Here is a 16,203-nt window from a genome sequence, read left to right as displayed (position 1 = left end):
CCGTCTGTGCTTCAGGCGTAACCGAAATTTTGCTGCCTGCATAAGATATCGCAAGCGACAAAATCGTCAGTTATAAATGAGGTGATTTTTTGGGCAAGCCTTTAATCATAGTCAGTTCCGTCACTTATGCAATGAAAGGTAAAGAAATTTTATTTGGCTACGGTATACGTTCCTATGTGGAACGCATTCCCAAGACTCGGGAGACAGGCTGTGGCTACGGTGTATATGTGCCGGACAGAACAGACGAGGCAGAGAGGATCCTGCGTGAGAATGGGATCCGCGTTATAGAACGGCTGGACCAGACGGAAGATGATGGCGGGTGATTTATCTCGATAACAGCGCCACAACATTCCCAAAACCGCTTCCAGTACGAGAAGCCATGCAGCAGGCGCTGCGGGAATTTGGGGCGAACCCTGGCCGTAGCGGCTATGGAATGAGCATGCGTACGACACAGGCGCTTTATGATTGCCGCCGTACAGCGGCAGATTTTTTTGGCGCCAGCGGGCCGGAGTGCGTCGTTTTTCAGCCAAGCTGTACTCAATCCCTGAATTTGGTGTTAAAGGGAAGCTTAAGAAGCGGAGATCATGTCGTTGTCTCCGATTTGGAACACAATGCGGTTATGCGTCCGTTGACCGTTATGGCGGACAAGGGTATTTCTTACACGGTAGCGGAAACTTTTCCCGGTGACAATGACGCCACGCTGAATTCTTTTCGGAAAGCGATGCAGCCCAACACAAAGCTGGTGGTGTGTACCCATGCGTCCAATGTGTTTGGCATCAGGCTTCCAGTGGAACGCATAGCGGCCCTCACTCACCAGTATGGAGCTAAAATCTGTGTGGATTGTGCGCAGACGGCCGGGCTGGTACCGATCAGCGTTACCGCGGGAGGGATCGATTATTTATGTGTGGCGGGTCATAAGGGTTTGTATGGACCCATGGGGACGGGTTTATTGATTTTGCGTAATCCTCAGGATCGTTTGGCCACCTTGACAGAGGGAGGAACAGGTACGCAGTCCCGCAGCCTGCTTCAGCCTGATGACCCTCCGGAGCGTTATGAGCCCGGTACCCAGAATGTGCCCGGAATTCTTGGCCTTCGGGCTGGAATTGAGTTTGTAAAAAGAAAGGGACAGCAGAATATCTTCAGGTCAGAAATGAAAAAGATCGAATATTTATATGACCGTTTAGCCGCTATTTCCCAGGTTGAATTGTATACAATGCCTCCGCGGGAACCTTTTTTTGTTCCTGTGCTCTCTTTTAATATCAAAGGGGAAACAAGTGAAAACGTTGGAGAGTATCTGGCGCAAAACGGTATTGCGGTGAGGTGCGGGCTGCACTGTGCTCCTCTTGCCCACGAGAAAATGGGCACAGAGGAAGGCACTGTGCGGGTTTCGCCTTCTGTATTTACCCGCCGGGAGGAGATCGATCTGCTGCTGTCGCGCATACGCGGCTATCGGTTGGGAAAAAACGGGAGATAATCTGACCAAAAAACGAAAAAACCTTTTATTTGCGCTTTTTTTATGGTAGAATGATAAAAAATTGGGCTTCATGCGGAGCCAGTCTTCGCATGAATAGCCCAGTTGTGATATTGGGAACAAGGGGAAACGTCTTATCAGACGGCTCTGGCAGTTTGGTAGGCGGCTTGTGAAAAAGAGAAAGCCTTTTCTACACTCGGAGATACGTTGGACAGGCAGGGCGGCTTTGTTTTTTTACGGCAGTATCCCGGTCTTGCTTTCCTTTTGCGTGAACGGTATGATTCAGCTTGATACAGAAAGGATTGACGAAAATGGACAGTTTGGCAGACTACATAGTGCAGAAAGGCCAGTTTCTGCTAAACCTTGCACGTCAATTTACCTTCAAAGATGCCATTGACGTGATCATTGTCACAATTCTGATCTACAGCGCCATAAAGCTGGTGCGGGAGACCAGGGCTGGCCAGCTGGTCAAGGGAATTATCATCCTTGTGGTAATATTCCTGCTCTCTTCCCAGTTTGAGCTGCTGATGCTCAGCACCATTCTCCGCACTTTCTTTCAGTTTGCTTTCCTTGCACTGCTCATCGTATTCCAGCCTGAAATCCGGAAGGCGCTGGAGCAGATGGGGCGCAGCAAAGTAGGGCAGTCTTTGGCAAACGCTGTCGGCGTCAAGGAGAAGGAGAGCGACAAGACGCAGATCCGTAAGGCGATTGAGGGCGTAGTGGACGCCACTGCAGTGCTTCAACAGATGCGTATGGGAGCGCTGATTGTATTTGAGCGGCATACCAAGCTGGGTGAAATTGTGGAGACCGGTACGATTGTCGAGGCGGATCCATCTGCCCAGCTCATTGCGAATATCTTCTTCAACAAGGCGCCTTTACATGACGGGGCCATGATTATCCGGGCGGGAAGGATTTATTCCGCCGGCTGTATCCTTCCGCTTTCCAGCAACATTTCCATCAGTGCGGATTTAGGCACCCGGCACCGGGCCGGTCTGGGCATGAGTGAGAATTCCGACGCTGTGGTGGTAGTGGTTTCAGAGGAAACCGGTCAGATTTCCATCGCCTTGAATGGCAGGTTGACCCGGAATTACAATCGGGTAACCCTGCGGGAAAAGCTGGAACAGCTGCTGATCAGCAGTTCAGAAGGGGCTGCCTCGGGTGGGAAACGGATTCTCGGAAAGCTGGGCTTCAGCTCTTCGAAAAAGGAGGCCTGACGGATGGGTGAAGAAAATAAACGCATGCCGGAAAGCGGAAAGCCGCCAAAAAAGGAGCGCAAGGTGAACCTGCGCAACATTTTTTACCATAATACCTTTGTGCTTGTCTTTTCCATTCTCGCAGCGGTTGTCATCTGGTTTTTTATGAAAGCCGGCAGCGATGGCAGCCCCTATGTGATTTACGATGTGCCGATCGAGGTAAAGCTTTCCGCCGCCGCGGAAGAAGAGGGTTTAAAGGTGTATAATTCTTCTTACACCACAGCGGACATTTCTGTGACGGGAAACAGTATGATTGTCAACAAGCTGAAAGCAGATAATTTTTCTGTCAGCGCTACTTTGAACCCTACGTCCAATAAGCTGACGACAGGCAACACGCTGCAGAAAATAGTATTGCCCGTTCGGACGGAAAAGAAAAACGCCATTTCCGATTACAGTATAGTAGCGGTAAATCCTGAGGAAATTACCGTGGAATTTGACCGTAACAGAGAGGTGACCTTCCCGATTGAGGATAACGTAAAGTATAGTGCGGATTCTCATTACTATGCGGGGACTGCCACTTTCTCAGAAGATTCGGTAACGATATCCGGACCGGAATCCTCTGTCAATAAAATAAGCAGGGTTGCTGCGGAATATACCGTGCCCGATACCCTGAGGGAAGACAAAGTGATTTCTTCCTGTTCTCTCACGCTCTATGACCAGAACAATCAAAAGATTACGGATTATTCCGGCATGTATCTCTCTATGAGCACGGAAACGGTAGAAATCACCATTCCGGTCATGCCGAAGAAAACTGTGCCTGTGGTTGCAAATACCATTAACGGACCCAAGAATTTCCCTGCCGGGCGTATCACAGTTGAGCCTGCGCAGATAGATATTGCAGCCCCGACAGAGGTGCTCAGTTCCATAGAGGAGATTGCCTTGACGGATGTGATTGATTTTTCAGAGCTTTCGCCGAACAAAAAGAATGAGTTTGAATCTGAAATTCCTCTTCCGGCAGGAGCAAAAAATATTACCAATCTGGCAGAAGGCAATATGAGTACCGCCAAGGTTACGGTAAACCTCAACGGCTATGAGGAGGCCAGGGTGACCACTGCCAATATTTCTGTGACCAAGAAGCCGGCAGGAAAGAATGTGGAGCTGACCACAAAATCTCTGGAGGTCATTCTAATAGGTTCTGAGGCGCAGGTGGGCAAGCTTACTGGCGATTCTGTTTCCTGTACGGTGGATATGACGAATTACGCCGAACAGACCGGCATTATCGAAGTGCCTGTTACTGTTACGGTGTCGGGAGCGGATTCCTGCTGGTCTGTGGGATCTTACAGCGTGTATGTGACAATTACTGATAAAAATGCAGTGCCCACAACGGCGAAAGAAGAGTCTTCTGCAGGGGGAGTGGCGGCGACCCCTCAGGAATAGATTCTGATTGACAGAACAGTGAAAAAGAGCGGGGGTATCCGGCAGGATATTTCCGCTCTTTCCGTAACTGTCTTTTCAGCGGCTGGTCTTAAAATCCTCTCTTTGCAAAAGAGGGGGAAGCAGTGTATAATGTAAAATCAGTTTTATTCAGCGAGAAGAGAAAGGAAGGTTCTGGGCATGGATGTTCGGGTAGGAGATGTTTTAAGAATGAAAAAGCCGCATCCCTGCGGCAGTATGGAGTTTACCGTTCTGCGTTCCGGTATGGATTTCAAGATCAGGTGCAACGGCTGCGGCAGAGAAGTGATGGTTCCCCGACTCAAATGTGAAAAGAACATCAAAAAGATTATTCGAAAAGAAGAGGAAGACACCTTATAGCTTTTTTACAAGTGAGAACCCTTGAAAGATAAAAAGATGAGCGCGGTGAAAGAATACAGAATGTTTCACTGCTTTTCAGGAATAGTTCTACTCTTTGGAAAGGTTGTATCCTATGTTTGAGAATCTTCAGGTATTTGAAAACCGCTATGAGGAATTGAATTTGAAGCTTTATGATCCGCAGAGCGCTGCCGACCGGGAACTGTATGCGGCGCTGATGAAGGAGCATAAGGAGATCACTCCCATTGTAGAGGCGTATCGAGCATATCAGGGCTGTGTCGAGTCTCTGGCCGAGGCCAAAGAACTTCTGGAAGAGACGTCGGAGAAAGAATTACGGGAGCTGGCTCAGGAAGAAATTCGTGAAAACTCGGAACTGCTTGCCCGGCTGGAAGAACAGCTGAAACTCCTGCTTCTGCCGAAGGATCCCAACGACGAAAAGAATGTGATCGTGGAAATCCGGGGCGGGGCAGGCGGCGAGGAAGCGGCGCTGTTTGCCGCCAATCTTTACCGCATGTACAGTATGTACGCGGAAAAGAAAGGCTGGAAAACCGAGCTTGTAAACCTCAATGAAACCGAATTGGGCGGTTTTAAGGAAGTGAGTTTTATGATCGATGGGGAGGGCGCTTTCTCCAGGTTGAAATTTGAAAGCGGCGTCCACCGGGTTCAGCGCGTGCCGGAAACAGAGGCGCAGGGACGGATTCACACCTCGACCGCCACTGTAGCTGTGCTTCCGGAAGCGGAAGATGTGGATGTGCAGATTGATCCTAAGGATTTGCAGATCGATACCTTCCGTTCCAGCGGCGCAGGAGGACAGCACATCAATAAAACCAGCAGCGCGATCCGTATCACTCACCTTCCCACTGGTATGGTGGTGGAATGTCAGGATGAACGCAGCCAATATAAAAACAAGGATAAAGCTATGAAAGTACTGCGCGCCCGTCTTTTGGCCCAAGAGGTGGAAAAGGCCAGCAGCCAGGTGGCGGAGGAGCGGAGAAGCCAGGTGGGAACAGGAGACAGATCCGAGAGGATCAGAACTTATAATTATCCGCAGGCCAGAGTAACGGACCACCGTATCGGTTTGACCCTGTATAAGCTGGAGGATGTTCTCAATGGGGCTCTCGATGAGGTGATCGATCCTCTCATAGCGGCAGACCGGGCCGCCAAACTGGAGGAATCCCAGTAAAAGGGTTTGCAGCAAAAATCAAGGAATGGGTTTTTAAATGAAGACATTAATCTTGAGTGGACACAATACAAATGATATCGAAAAAGCGGGAGAAATCTTGCGGAGCGGGGGGCTGGTTGCCATCCCTACGGAAACGGTGTACGGCCTGGCGGCGAATGCTCTGGACGGAAAAGTGGTGCGGAAGATCTACGAGGCGAAGGGAAGGCCTTCCGATAATCCTCTTATCGTTCACATCAGCGAATTTACCCAGCTGAAGCCGCTGGTACGGGAAGTGCCGGAAAGCGCCAGAAAGCTGGCGGCGGCGTTTTGGCCGGGACCTTTGACTATCATCTTAAAAAAATCAGAGCTGATCCCTGAGGAAACCAGCGGCGGTTTGGATACGGTTGCGGTTCGCTTCCCATCCCATCCCATAGCGAGGGCCGTAATTCAGGCTGCTGGCGTACCTCTGGCAGCCCCCTCGGCAAATCTTTCGGGAAAACCGAGCCCGACTATGTTCGCCCATGTGCAGGAGGATTTAAACGGCAGGGTGGATGCGCTTTTGGATGGAGGAGATTGTGCCGTGGGAGTGGAATCTACGGTGATCACCCTGGCGGAAGGTACGCCCAGAGTCCTGCGGCCCGGCGGCGTTACGGTCTCTCAGCTGCGCAGTATTCTGGGAGAGGTAGAGGTGGACGACGCAGTCGTTCATCGGCTGCAGGAGGGTAAGAGCGCAGCGTCTCCCGGAATGAAATACAAGCATTATTCTCCCAAAGCAGATGTGGTGATTGTCGACGCTTCACCGGAAGAGTATGTGACTTTTGTCAATTCGAAACAAAACTGTCATGCGCTCTGCTTTGATGAGGACACAGAAAAGCTGAAAGTGCCTTTTGTCAGTTACGGCACCCGGTATGATGGGGAAAAACAGGCGCATCTTCTCTTTTCAGCGCTTCATTATCTGGATGAAATCGGCGCACAACGGGTATTCGCACACATTCCATCCAAAAGCGGCGTGGGACTGGCCGTTTATAACAGGCTGATTCGTTCAGCGGGCTTTCAAATAGCACGTCCCGGAACCAGGCGTCTGGTCGGCCTGGTAGGTCCCAGTGGTGCTGGGAAAAGTACAGTCTCCCAACTTTTTTGTGAATTGGGCTGCGGCGCGGTGGATTGTGACTCCCTGACACGAAGCTCGCAGGTCTATGATAAAGCCTGTCTTCTGGAATTGGCACGGGCCTTTGGGGAGGACATTCTCGTCGATGGCGGTTTCAACCGGGCGCTGGTGGCGCAGCGGGCTTTCCGCACCAACCAGGGGAAAAAAATTCTGGGGAAAATCACGTTTCCCAGGATCCTGAGGCAGATGTGGAAGCAGGTAGAGGAGGAGGAACGGTCTGGAAAAAAAATTATTCTTCTGGATGCCCCAACCCTGTTTGAAGCGGGATTGGACGCCGTATGCTGCCGTATTATTGCTGTAAGCGCTCCGGAAGAAATAAGGACTTCCCGGATCATGGCGCGGGACGGCATTTCACAGGAACAGGCTGCGCTGCGGCTTTCTGCACAGCAGGGAAATGCTTTCTATACTTCCCGTGCCGATTTTGTGGTGGAAAATAGGGGAGAGGAAAATCTTCGGGACGCTGTTTCCAAAATTTTTGAAGAACTGCAAGGAGATTCAGATACCCTATGAAGAAAGGCTGTCTTATAGGCCTCGTCCTGATCTGCCTGTTCAGTGCGGGCATGGTAATTGGAGGGCCGCAGGTCATAGAGCAAGTGATGAAATGGCTGTATCCCCGCCCTTATGAAGAAATTGTACGGCGGGAGGCGGCTGAGTTTGGGCTGGAAGAAAACTTGGTATATGCTGTGATAAGAGCAGAGAGCGGTTTCGACGAACAGGCGGAATCCCATGCCGGCGCGCATGGTCTGATGCAGCTGACGGAAGCCACGTTTGATTGGATTTCTTCTTTGCATCCCCCTGAAAATGGAGGAAAAGACCTTTTTGATCCTTCCGACAATATTCATTGCGGATGTGCTTTGCTGCGCTTGCTCTTGGATCAGTACGGCAGTCTGGATGTGGCGCTTTGCGCCTACAATGCAGGGATGGGAAATGTGTCAGGCTGGCTGCAGGGCGGCGAATATTCCGATGATGGAAAAAGCCTGCATACCATCCCCTTTCCGGAGACAAAGGCGTACCTCCGAAGAGTAAAGGAAAACTATAAAATGTATCAAAAGCTTTACAAATAAAAGGGTTCCCTATTTTGCCTCTCATGAGCGGGGAAAATGGGGGAATTCTAAAAATTGTGCGAAACTGGCGGCATAGAATGGAGTTTCAACAATTGACATTTTCAGGAAAAAGCGGTACTGTTAAAAAGGCTTGGTCAAACAATACTGCCTTTAAAAATGAAGTAGGATAGGAGAGATATTAGGTATGGATAAAATAACAGAAACGGTTAATGTGGAAAAACTGGCTCTGGATTTGCTCAGCGACCGCAGGCACGGCGCTGTGAAGGCCGGCGCGGAGGAACTGAGGAAGGCGGATGAATTCAGTGAAGGGTACAAAGATTTTCTGAATCGTTCCAAAACCGAACGAGAGACAGTTTCCTTTGCTGTGGAGGCTGCTGAGAAAGCCGGTTTCAAGCCTTTTGACGCTGCGCAGAAATATCAGGCCGGGGATAAGGTTTACTACAACAATCGGGGAAAAGCCATCTGCCTGGCGGTAATCGGCAGGCAGGGAACAAAAAACGGTGTGCGTATCGCTGCGGCACATATAGACAGTCCTAGGATCGACCTGAAGCCGATCCCCCTGTATGAGTCGAATGAGCTTGCTATGCTGAAAACCCACTATTACGGCGGGATTAAGAAGTATCAATGGACTGCCATTCCTCTGTCCATGCATGGGAAGATTGTGCGCCGGGATGGAAGCGAACTGACGGTGAGCGTGGGGGAAAAGGCTGGGGAGCCCCAGTTCTGCATCACTGATATACTGCCGCATTTGGGCAAAGATCAGATGGCCAAAAAGCTGGGGGAAGCCTTTACCGGTGAGGATTTGAACATTCTCGCCGGCAGTTTGCCGGTGGGAGACGAAAAAGGCGAGCAGCTGTTCAAACTGAATGTGATGAAAATTCTGAATGAGCAGTACGGCATTGTGGAGGAAGACCTGATTTCCGCCGAGCTAGAATTTGTTCCTGCTTTCCCTGCGGCGGACATCGGTTTTGACCGCAGTATGGTGGGCGCCTATGGCCACGACGACCGTGTCTGTGCCTATCCTGCCTTAGAGGCGATTCTTGATTGTGAAGTTCCGGAACAGACGGTCATTACTGTTTTGGCGGATAAGGAAGAGATCGGAAGTGTAGGAAATACGGGTCTTGCCTCGGAATATCTGGATTATTTTGTGGCTGACCTGGCTGCGCAGGACGGAGAAGAGGCACGGCATGTTCTCTCAAAGTCCAACTGTCTTTCCGCCGACGTGTCCGCGGCCTATGACCCCAATTATGCCTATGCTTTTGAGGCGAACAATTCCACCTATCTGAATCGCGGAATCGGTATTTCCAAATATACCGGCTCTCGCGGTAAGGGCGGCAGCAATGATGCATCCGCTGAATTTTTGGGCTGGGTCCGCCGGATCTTCGATGACAATGATGTTGTATGGCAGATTGGTGAGCTGGGCAAGGTGGATCAGGGCGGCGGAGGTACGGTTGCTCTTGAGGTGGCCAGGCTCAATGCGGACGTGATCGATGTGGGCGTGCCGGTGCTCTCGATGCACTCTCCTTTTGAAGTCGTTTCCAAATTGGACGTCTATATGGCTTATAAGGGATTCAAGGCCTATTTTGAGGCGTAAAGAAACAGAAGAACAGTTGTAAAATAACAGGAGTCTGGAAACATTCCGGGCTCCTGTTATAATTTCTTCACATTTATCCGCTATACTAGAATGGAAGGGATGTGATTTGATGGACTTTCGCATGCAAAGGCGTACGGCAGGCCTTTTTTTGGATATTTTCAAGCAAAAACAACAAGTTGCAAAAATTAAGTTCAAACCGCAGAAAGCCCGCTATAGAAGGAGTACGGTAAAAAGAGAATTCCGGCTTTCCAGAAGTACGCCGGAGCGGGAAGGAATATCTTCAGGCCATTTGACGCAGTTCCTCAGAGAAGCGCAGGTCCACCCCACAATCAACCCCCATACAATCCTGGTGCTTAGAAATGGAAAGATTATTTCGGAATGCTCCTATGCGCCCTATCGCAGCGATGTATGGCATGTCACTCATTCTATGTGCAAGGGAATCACAGCCTTGGCAATCGGCATGCTGGCAGATGCGGGAAAGCTCTCTCTGGACGAAAAGCTCTGTGATATCTTTCCCGGCAAACTCACTCCATTGGGAAATCCATTGGCATTTCGCAGGTTTAAGACCATCACCATCCGCCATCTTCTCACCATGAGCAGCGGGGTGAATTTTAATGAAGCTGGTGCGGTGACCACGGAAGATTGGATCAAAGAGTTTTTTGAGTCCGGCGTGAGGTTTGATCCGGGCACAGAGTTTGCCTATAACAGCATGAATACCTATATGCTCTCGGCAGTAGTAAAGGAACGCGCCGGTATGGGGCTGATGCAGTTTCTGCGGCCGCGGTTGTTTGTCCCTTTGGGGATTGAACGGGTTCATTGGGAAACCTGTCCCAGGGGAATTGAAAAGGGCGGTTGGGGGCTTTATCTCTGTCCGGAAGATATGGCAAAAATAGGACAGCTGATGCTACAAAAAGGGATTTGGGAAAACCGCCGCCTGATATCCTCGCAGTTCATCGACGAGATGACCTCGAAAAAGATTGATACTCCGCCGGAGATGGGGGAGCAGGGGTATGGATATCAAACCTGGATGGGAAAGCGGCCCGGTTCCTATTTGTTTAACGGAATTTTAGGACAAAATATCATTGTAATGCCCGATGTGAGTATGGTAATCGTCACGACAGGGGGGAATGATTGCCTCTTTAAAACCTCCACGATTATTTCACTTGTCGAAAAGTATTTTGCTTCGGATTCGTTCTCCCCTCCCGGGGCAATTCCGCCTGACAAGAAATCCTTGGCAGAACTTCGAAACTTTGAGGCTGCTGCATATAACCTTAACGGCATGTTTCACGAGGAGAAAAGAGGCTTTTTCCCTTCCCTGGGGAGAAGCAGCGCACTGCCTCAGGAATGTGTGCTGCTGGATGGGAAAACCTATGAGGTGACACCTTGCGGAGCACGGCTGCTGCCGCTCTTTACGCAGCTGCTTCAGAATAACTATACCACCTGCATCGATATGCTGTCCTTCTCTATTCGGGAGAACCGCTTTTTCCTGACTGTGGGGGAAGGGACGGAGAAAAACCGGATTGAGTTAAGCTTTGGGGGAGAGCCTGCCTGCTCTAATATCACGGTAAACCATGAACCTTATTTGGTGGCCGCCAGCGCCAGATTTGCCAGAGACGAAGATGGCAACACGGTGCTGAAAGTCTTGCTGCCATTTTTGGAAAATTCCAATGGACGGAAGATAAAGATCTTTTTCTTCCGCGACGGATCCATTGAGCTGCGGCTTGCAGAAATTCCGGACTTTGAATCTCTTTTGGGAGATACTGGATTTTTGGATAATAAGAACGTAGCTTCCTGGCTGACAAAGCTCGTTGCCAAAAATGACGGGGATATTTTTGAATATACGGTTCGACGTGCGGTAGAGCCAAGAGTGCGGGGAAAAAAGAGGGAACCTGCAGGAAAGACAGGATAGAAGGAAAGGGGGGAACCTTCTTCATTTGTTCTGGAAATTGATCCCCGGTACAGGAATTAAAAAAATTCTCCTTTCGAACAAAACTTGTTCAAAAGGAGAATTTTATTTACTGGCAGAGGCGGGAAGTCAGGACTCGCTGGATTCAGTCGCAGAGGATTCTGCAGACGAACTTGCGGTTCCTTTTTTATTATTGTCGTTGACCAGAGTGGAGAGGTTGACACTGTTGAGCGCCTTTTCATTCACTTCCACATCCTGCACTTCGGCAGCTTTCTCCAAAACATACTTGTCAAAATCCTCGCCTTTCATAGAGCTCAAAAGGCTGAGCCTGTCAGAATCGCTGGAGAGAAGCTCTTCAAATTTGTCGGCAGCAGGCAGTTTGCGCAGTACATAATAGTTGGTGGAGGTTTCCACAAAAGTAGCTTTATTGTCATCCAGCGTTTTCAAAGCGTTCAGAATGGTACTGTTAATATTTGTGCTGATCGCCGGCATGGGAGAGTTATAAGTGGAATCGGTTAAAGATTTTTCCGCATAGTCGTTAGCGGCCTCGTTGACGGTAGTCTTGCCGTTGTTGACTTGTTCTGCGTATTTCTCGAAGGTGCTTTTGAGCTCCGCTTTTTCATCGTCGCTTAGGTCTGTACTGGTTCCGTCCTCGTTGGATTTGGAAAGGGGCGCATAGAAAAACTCATAGCTGTAATAATTGTCGGTATAATAGGTCTTGAGCTCCTCCTCAGGAATGGCAAGTTCGCCGCCCTCCCCATACATGGCTTCAAACACTTTTTGATATTTGACACTGTAGGTGGAATAGGCCAGGTTGAAGGAATCCTTGGAAACTCCAAACGTTTCCATTGCGGTCTGATAATAGGGCCACAGGCCGGAAGTGAGGCTGTCAATGCTGGTTTTGTCTTCCTCTGTAAGTTCCAGGCCGAGCTCGTCGAATTTGTCACTGACGTAGTAGAAAGCCTTCAGACGGTTGAGGGCCTGGTCACGGATCCAAGATTTTGCTTCTTTGCCATCGATGGTGCCCTTGAGCACGTCGGTGTCAGAGTTCACCTTGGAAGATGCTTCGCCGTAAGAAGAGTAGAGATAATAGATATATCCGCCGATGGGCATGGTGGAGTCGCCCTTCTTTGCGGCCCAGGTCTTGTTTTCGTCGTAGCAGCCTGCAAAGGTCAGACACATTGCCAGCGCCAGCAAGGCGGCGGTCAGCTTTTTCAGTGTGTTTCTCATGGGTTATCATGCCTTTCACAAATTTGAATTTACGTCGAACGCAAAACATTATACCGCAAACAGCAGGTTTTGTCTACAGGAATTGTCAAAAACAGAGGGATGCTGGCGGCATGCTGTCAGGTTTTATCCGAATCGTTTTCTGTGGTTTGTTCCATGATCTTCAAAATTCCGGTCAGAACAGCGAGGGGGGCTTCCGGGCCTATTTTGACGCTGATATACGGTTGGCTTCCAGCGCTCAGCAAAACCCTGCCGTTCATTGCTTTGATCAGATTGGAAACCTGCAGCATATCGAACTTCTTTTTATAGATTAAAAGGGCGTCTCCCTGCTGTTTGATCTCTGTGATACCCAGACGGGAGGCAGTGTTGCGCAGCAAGGCGATATCGATCAGCCCCTTGACGGCGGCGGGAGGCTCGCCAAAACGGTCGATCAGCTCGTCTGTCACATCAAAAGCGTCTTCTTCCTTTCTGACTTCCGCAATACGGCGGTAAACTTCCAATCTCAGGCTGGTGCTGTCGATGTAGCTTTCAGGGATATGAGCCTGTACCTGCATGTCGATCAGGCATTCTTCATCTATTGGGTTTTCCGGCTCTTCGCCCTTCATCAGACTGACTGCTTCGCCCAGCAGCCTGATGTACATGTCGTAGCCGACTGTTTCCATATGGCCGTGTTGTTCGCCGCCCAAAATGTTTCCCGCTCCCCGGATTTCCAGATCCCGCATTGCGATTTTAAATCCGGAACCGAATTCTGTGAATTCCCGGATGGCGGAAAGCCGTTTTTGCGCAATTTCGGAGAGCACCTTGTTGCGCGTATAGGTGAGATAGGCGTAAGCCCGGCGGCTGCTTCTTCCTACGCGCCCGCGCAGCTGGTGCAGCTGAGAAAGTCCCATGCGGTCTGCGTTTTCGATGATCAAGGTATTGGCGCTGGGCACATCCACGCCTGTCTCGATGATAGTGGTGCACACCAGGACGTCGATCTCGTGATCCAGCAGCTGCCGCCAAACCTCGGAAAGCTCCTCCTCGTTCATTTTGCCGTGACCGATGCCGATCCTAGCTTCCGGAATACTCTGCTGAATTCGGGCGGCCGTACGCGCAATAGAGGCCACGTCGTTGTGAAGGTAGTAAACCTGCCCTCCCCGGCGAAGTTCTCTGCGGATTGCGTCTGTAATCACGCCCGGGTCGTACTCCAGAACATAGGTCTGCACAGGATGCCGGTCATGGGGCGCTTCCTCGATGACGGACATATCCCGGATACCTGAAAGCGCCATATTCAGTGTGCGGGGGATAGGTGTGGCGGAGAGAGTGAGCACATCGGCGCTTTTGCACATGGCTTTCAGCTTTTCCTTTTGCGCCACGCCGAACCGCTGTTCTTCGTCGATAATCACAAGGCCCAGATCGCGGAACCGGACGTCCTTTGAAACCAGCCGGTGAGTCCCTACCACGATATCAATGCTGCCGCGTTTGATCTTCCGCAGGATTTCATCCTGCTGCTTAGGGCTGCGAAACCGGGAGAGAAGCTCCACATCGACTGGGAATCCTTCCATGCGCTTCAGAATCGTTTGGTAATGCTGCCATGCCAGAATTGTGGTGGGAACCAGAAGCGCACATTGCTTGCCGGAAGTGATGCATTTAAAGGCAGCGCGCAATGCCACTTCGGTTTTGCCGAAGCCTACGTCGCCGCAGAGCAAACGGTCCATGGGCACTTCGCGTTCCATGTCGTCCTTGATCTCGTTGATGCACCGCAGCTGATCCTCTGTTTCCTCGAATTCAAAATGGGATTCGAAATCGTGCTGCCATTCTCCATCCGGCGGGAAAGCGAAGCCCTTTTGGTGCATACGTTCCGCATAGAGCTGGATAAGCTCCTTGGCGATGTCCTTTACGGCGGCACGGACCCTGATTTTCTGCTTTTGCCATTCCGTTCCCCCGAGGCGGTGGAGTTTTACGGCGGCGTCTTCCCGCGGACCAATGTATTTGGAAACCAGATCCAGCTGTGTGACAGGAACATACAAGGTGTCGTTTTTGGCGTAACGAACTTTGATATAATCCTTTACAATACCGTTCATCTCAAGCTTGTGGATCCCTTCAAAGACACCGATTCCATGTGCGGAATGTACCACATAATCACCGGGAGAAAGCTCGGAAAGCGAGGAGATTTCCTTGCTGTTTTTATCTTTTTTCTTTTTGGCCTTTGCGGCCATCAACCTGCCGAAAGAGATGAGCGCAAAATTTGCTTCCGGAAACTCAAAACCGGCGGAAAGGCTTCCAGAGGTCACTGTGACAGTGCCCTTGGCGAGAGTGGAAGGGCTCTCCAGGTGAGAGGCGGGAAGCCCTGACTGCTTAAGGTCTTCTGCCAGCGTTTCTGCCGCCCTTTCAGTGCCTGCCAACACCACGCAGGCCCGGCCCTGGGCAAGGAGAGCGGAGAGGTCTTCACCGAGCAGCTGCGTGCCGCCCCCCCAGACAGAAAGCTGCTTGGCTGTCATGTTGAGCAGGGCTTTCACAGGCACCTCATAACTGCCCCGGGCAAAAACGTCCAGAAACAGGGCGGAGGCTTTTGATGCGTATTCCAACGCATATTCCCAATCCCGGCTGTAGAGATCGAGCCCTTTGCACAGCACGCCCTCTGCAAGATAGTCTTTGACGTCTTCTCCCCACTGCCACAGGGTGGTACGCACGCGTTCCTTCAGTTTGTTTCCTTCAGAGAAAAAGAGAAGGCTTTCCTCCTGAGGAAAGTAGTCGAACAGTGTGGCCGTCTGGTCATAGATAAGGGTGATAAATTTATCTAAAGAGCCCAGATGAAGCCCGTTTTCCAGCTTTTCCACTTCAGAGGAAAGTACGGCCTTTGCTTTCGGCGCGTTTTTCCCCCGCAGACTGGACTGCAGTTTTCCGATACGCCCGGCCAGCAGGTCTGGACGGTCCAGAATCACCTCCACACAGGGAGCGAGGGTTACAGTTGCCACAGATTCCGTACGGCGCTGTGTATCCGTGTTAAAATAGGAAACAGAGTCTATTTCATCGCCCCAGAATTCCACGCGGACGGGAAACTGGTCGCTGGGGGAAAAGAAGTCCACAATCCCTCCCCGGCGGCTGAACTGCCCGGGCCCCTCAATCTGATCTTCCCTGGTATATCCGCATTTGATAAGGGCGGAAAGCAAATCGTCGATCTTCATTTCCATACCTGCGGATACAGGGAACAGCCTGCTGGAGAGGTTGTCTGGGCTGATGGTGTACTGCAGGGCTGCGTCAATGCAGGCGATCACACAATCGGCGCTTCCGTTCTGCAGCTTTGTCAGCGCTTCCAGCCGGAGACGCTCGTATTCGTGAGATACGCCAGTTGTATCCCGGAGGCTGAAATCCCTGATCGGATAAAGAACAGGCTTTCTGCCCATGGCGTATAAGTCTTCATAGAAACGCTGCGCTTCAGCTTCATCTGCCGCCAGAATTAGAGCTCTTTTTTTGAATTGTGTACAGAGCGTGTTGATCAGACAGCACTTATGAATCCCTGAGACACCTGTCACGGCAGCTGGAAGCTCGCCCGCTTTTACAGCCTCGGACAGTCTTGTGAACTCGGGATACTGTTGAAGCATTTGCTGGATAAATTTCATAGCGTAT

12 protein-coding genes are annotated in these 16,203 nt (G+C 50.6%); 10 read left to right on the top strand and 2 right to left on the bottom strand.

The features are described 5' to 3' along the window. Positions 1-89 precede the first annotated feature (89 nt). The 10 genes from BN3911_RS12790 to BN3911_RS12745 all read left to right on the top strand — a co-directional run bounded on the left by BN3911_RS12790 (position 90) and on the right by BN3911_RS12745 (position 11,370). On the top strand, positions 90-323 hold the full coding sequence (locus BN3911_RS12790) for a putative Se/S carrier protein (RefSeq protein WP_242871131.1): 234 nt from the start codon (positions 90-92) through the stop codon (positions 321-323). After that, complete coding sequence (locus tag BN3911_RS12785) at positions 320-1,474, top strand: aminotransferase class V-fold PLP-dependent enzyme (RefSeq protein ID WP_066866269.1); 1,155 nt, start codon at positions 320-322, stop codon at positions 1,472-1,474. The genes BN3911_RS12790 and BN3911_RS12785 overlap by 4 nt, the downstream gene beginning before the upstream one ends. Positions 1,475-1,782: 308 nt before the next feature. Next, positions 1,783-2,685 carry a diadenylate cyclase CdaA gene (cdaA, locus tag BN3911_RS12780; protein ID WP_066866268.1) on the top strand — a complete coding sequence of 301 codons (903 nt, stop codon included), beginning with the start codon at positions 1,783-1,785 and terminating at the stop codon, positions 2,683-2,685. Between the two features lie 3 nt (positions 2,686-2,688). Continuing rightward, the gene (locus tag BN3911_RS12775; RefSeq protein WP_066866266.1) at positions 2,689-4,101 is read left to right on the top strand and encodes a CdaR family protein; all 1,413 of its coding nucleotides are present in this window, start codon (positions 2,689-2,691) and stop codon (positions 4,099-4,101) included. Positions 4,102-4,278: 177 nt separating this feature from the next. Next, positions 4,279-4,476, top strand: a complete 198-nt coding sequence (locus BN3911_RS12770) for a DUF951 domain-containing protein (protein ID WP_066866264.1) — start codon at positions 4,279-4,281, stop codon at positions 4,474-4,476. A 112-nt stretch (positions 4,477-4,588) separates the two neighbouring features. After that, positions 4,589-5,656, top strand: a complete 1,068-nt coding sequence (gene prfA / locus BN3911_RS12765; RefSeq protein ID WP_066866262.1) for a peptide chain release factor 1 — start codon at positions 4,589-4,591, stop codon at positions 5,654-5,656. A gap of 37 nt (positions 5,657-5,693) precedes the next feature. Continuing rightward, positions 5,694-7,313 carry an L-threonylcarbamoyladenylate synthase gene (locus tag BN3911_RS17790; RefSeq protein ID WP_066866260.1) on the top strand — a complete coding sequence of 540 codons (1,620 nt, stop codon included), beginning with the start codon at positions 5,694-5,696 and terminating at the stop codon, positions 7,311-7,313. Further along, positions 7,310-7,867, top strand: coding sequence for a lytic transglycosylase domain-containing protein (locus tag BN3911_RS12755; RefSeq protein WP_066866258.1), 558 nt, complete (start codon positions 7,310-7,312; stop codon positions 7,865-7,867). Before BN3911_RS17790 ends, BN3911_RS12755 begins: the two co-directional genes overlap by 4 nt. Before the next feature lie 184 nt (positions 7,868-8,051). Continuing rightward, a complete protein-coding gene (locus BN3911_RS12750; protein WP_066866256.1) occupies positions 8,052-9,461 on the top strand; it encodes an aminopeptidase in 1,410 nt (469 codons plus the stop codon). A gap of 109 nt (positions 9,462-9,570) precedes the next feature. Continuing rightward, positions 9,571-11,370 (top strand): serine hydrolase domain-containing protein, encoded by a 1,800-nt coding sequence (locus BN3911_RS12745; protein WP_066866254.1) that lies wholly within the window; start codon positions 9,571-9,573, stop codon positions 11,368-11,370. Between the two features lie 126 nt (positions 11,371-11,496). Here the strand turns inward: BN3911_RS12745 and BN3911_RS12740 are convergent, their stop codons facing one another. Together BN3911_RS12740 and mfd are read right to left on the bottom strand one after the other, a co-directional pair. Continuing rightward, complete coding sequence (locus BN3911_RS12740) at positions 11,497-12,597, bottom strand: hypothetical protein (RefSeq protein ID WP_066866252.1); 1,101 nt, start codon at positions 12,595-12,597, stop codon at positions 11,497-11,499. 116 nt (positions 12,598-12,713) lie between these two features. After that, complete coding sequence (mfd, locus tag BN3911_RS12735; RefSeq protein ID WP_066866250.1) at positions 12,714-16,196, bottom strand: transcription-repair coupling factor; 3,483 nt, start codon at positions 16,194-16,196, stop codon at positions 12,714-12,716. Positions 16,197-16,203 lie beyond the last annotated feature (7 nt).

Source organism: Neglectibacter timonensis (assembly GCF_900048895.1).
Taxonomy (GTDB): Bacteria; Bacillota; Clostridia; order Oscillospirales; family Acutalibacteraceae; genus Acutalibacter; species Acutalibacter timonensis.
Note: the sequence above shows the minus strand (reverse complement) of the source record. Positions and strands in the feature narration are given on the sequence as shown.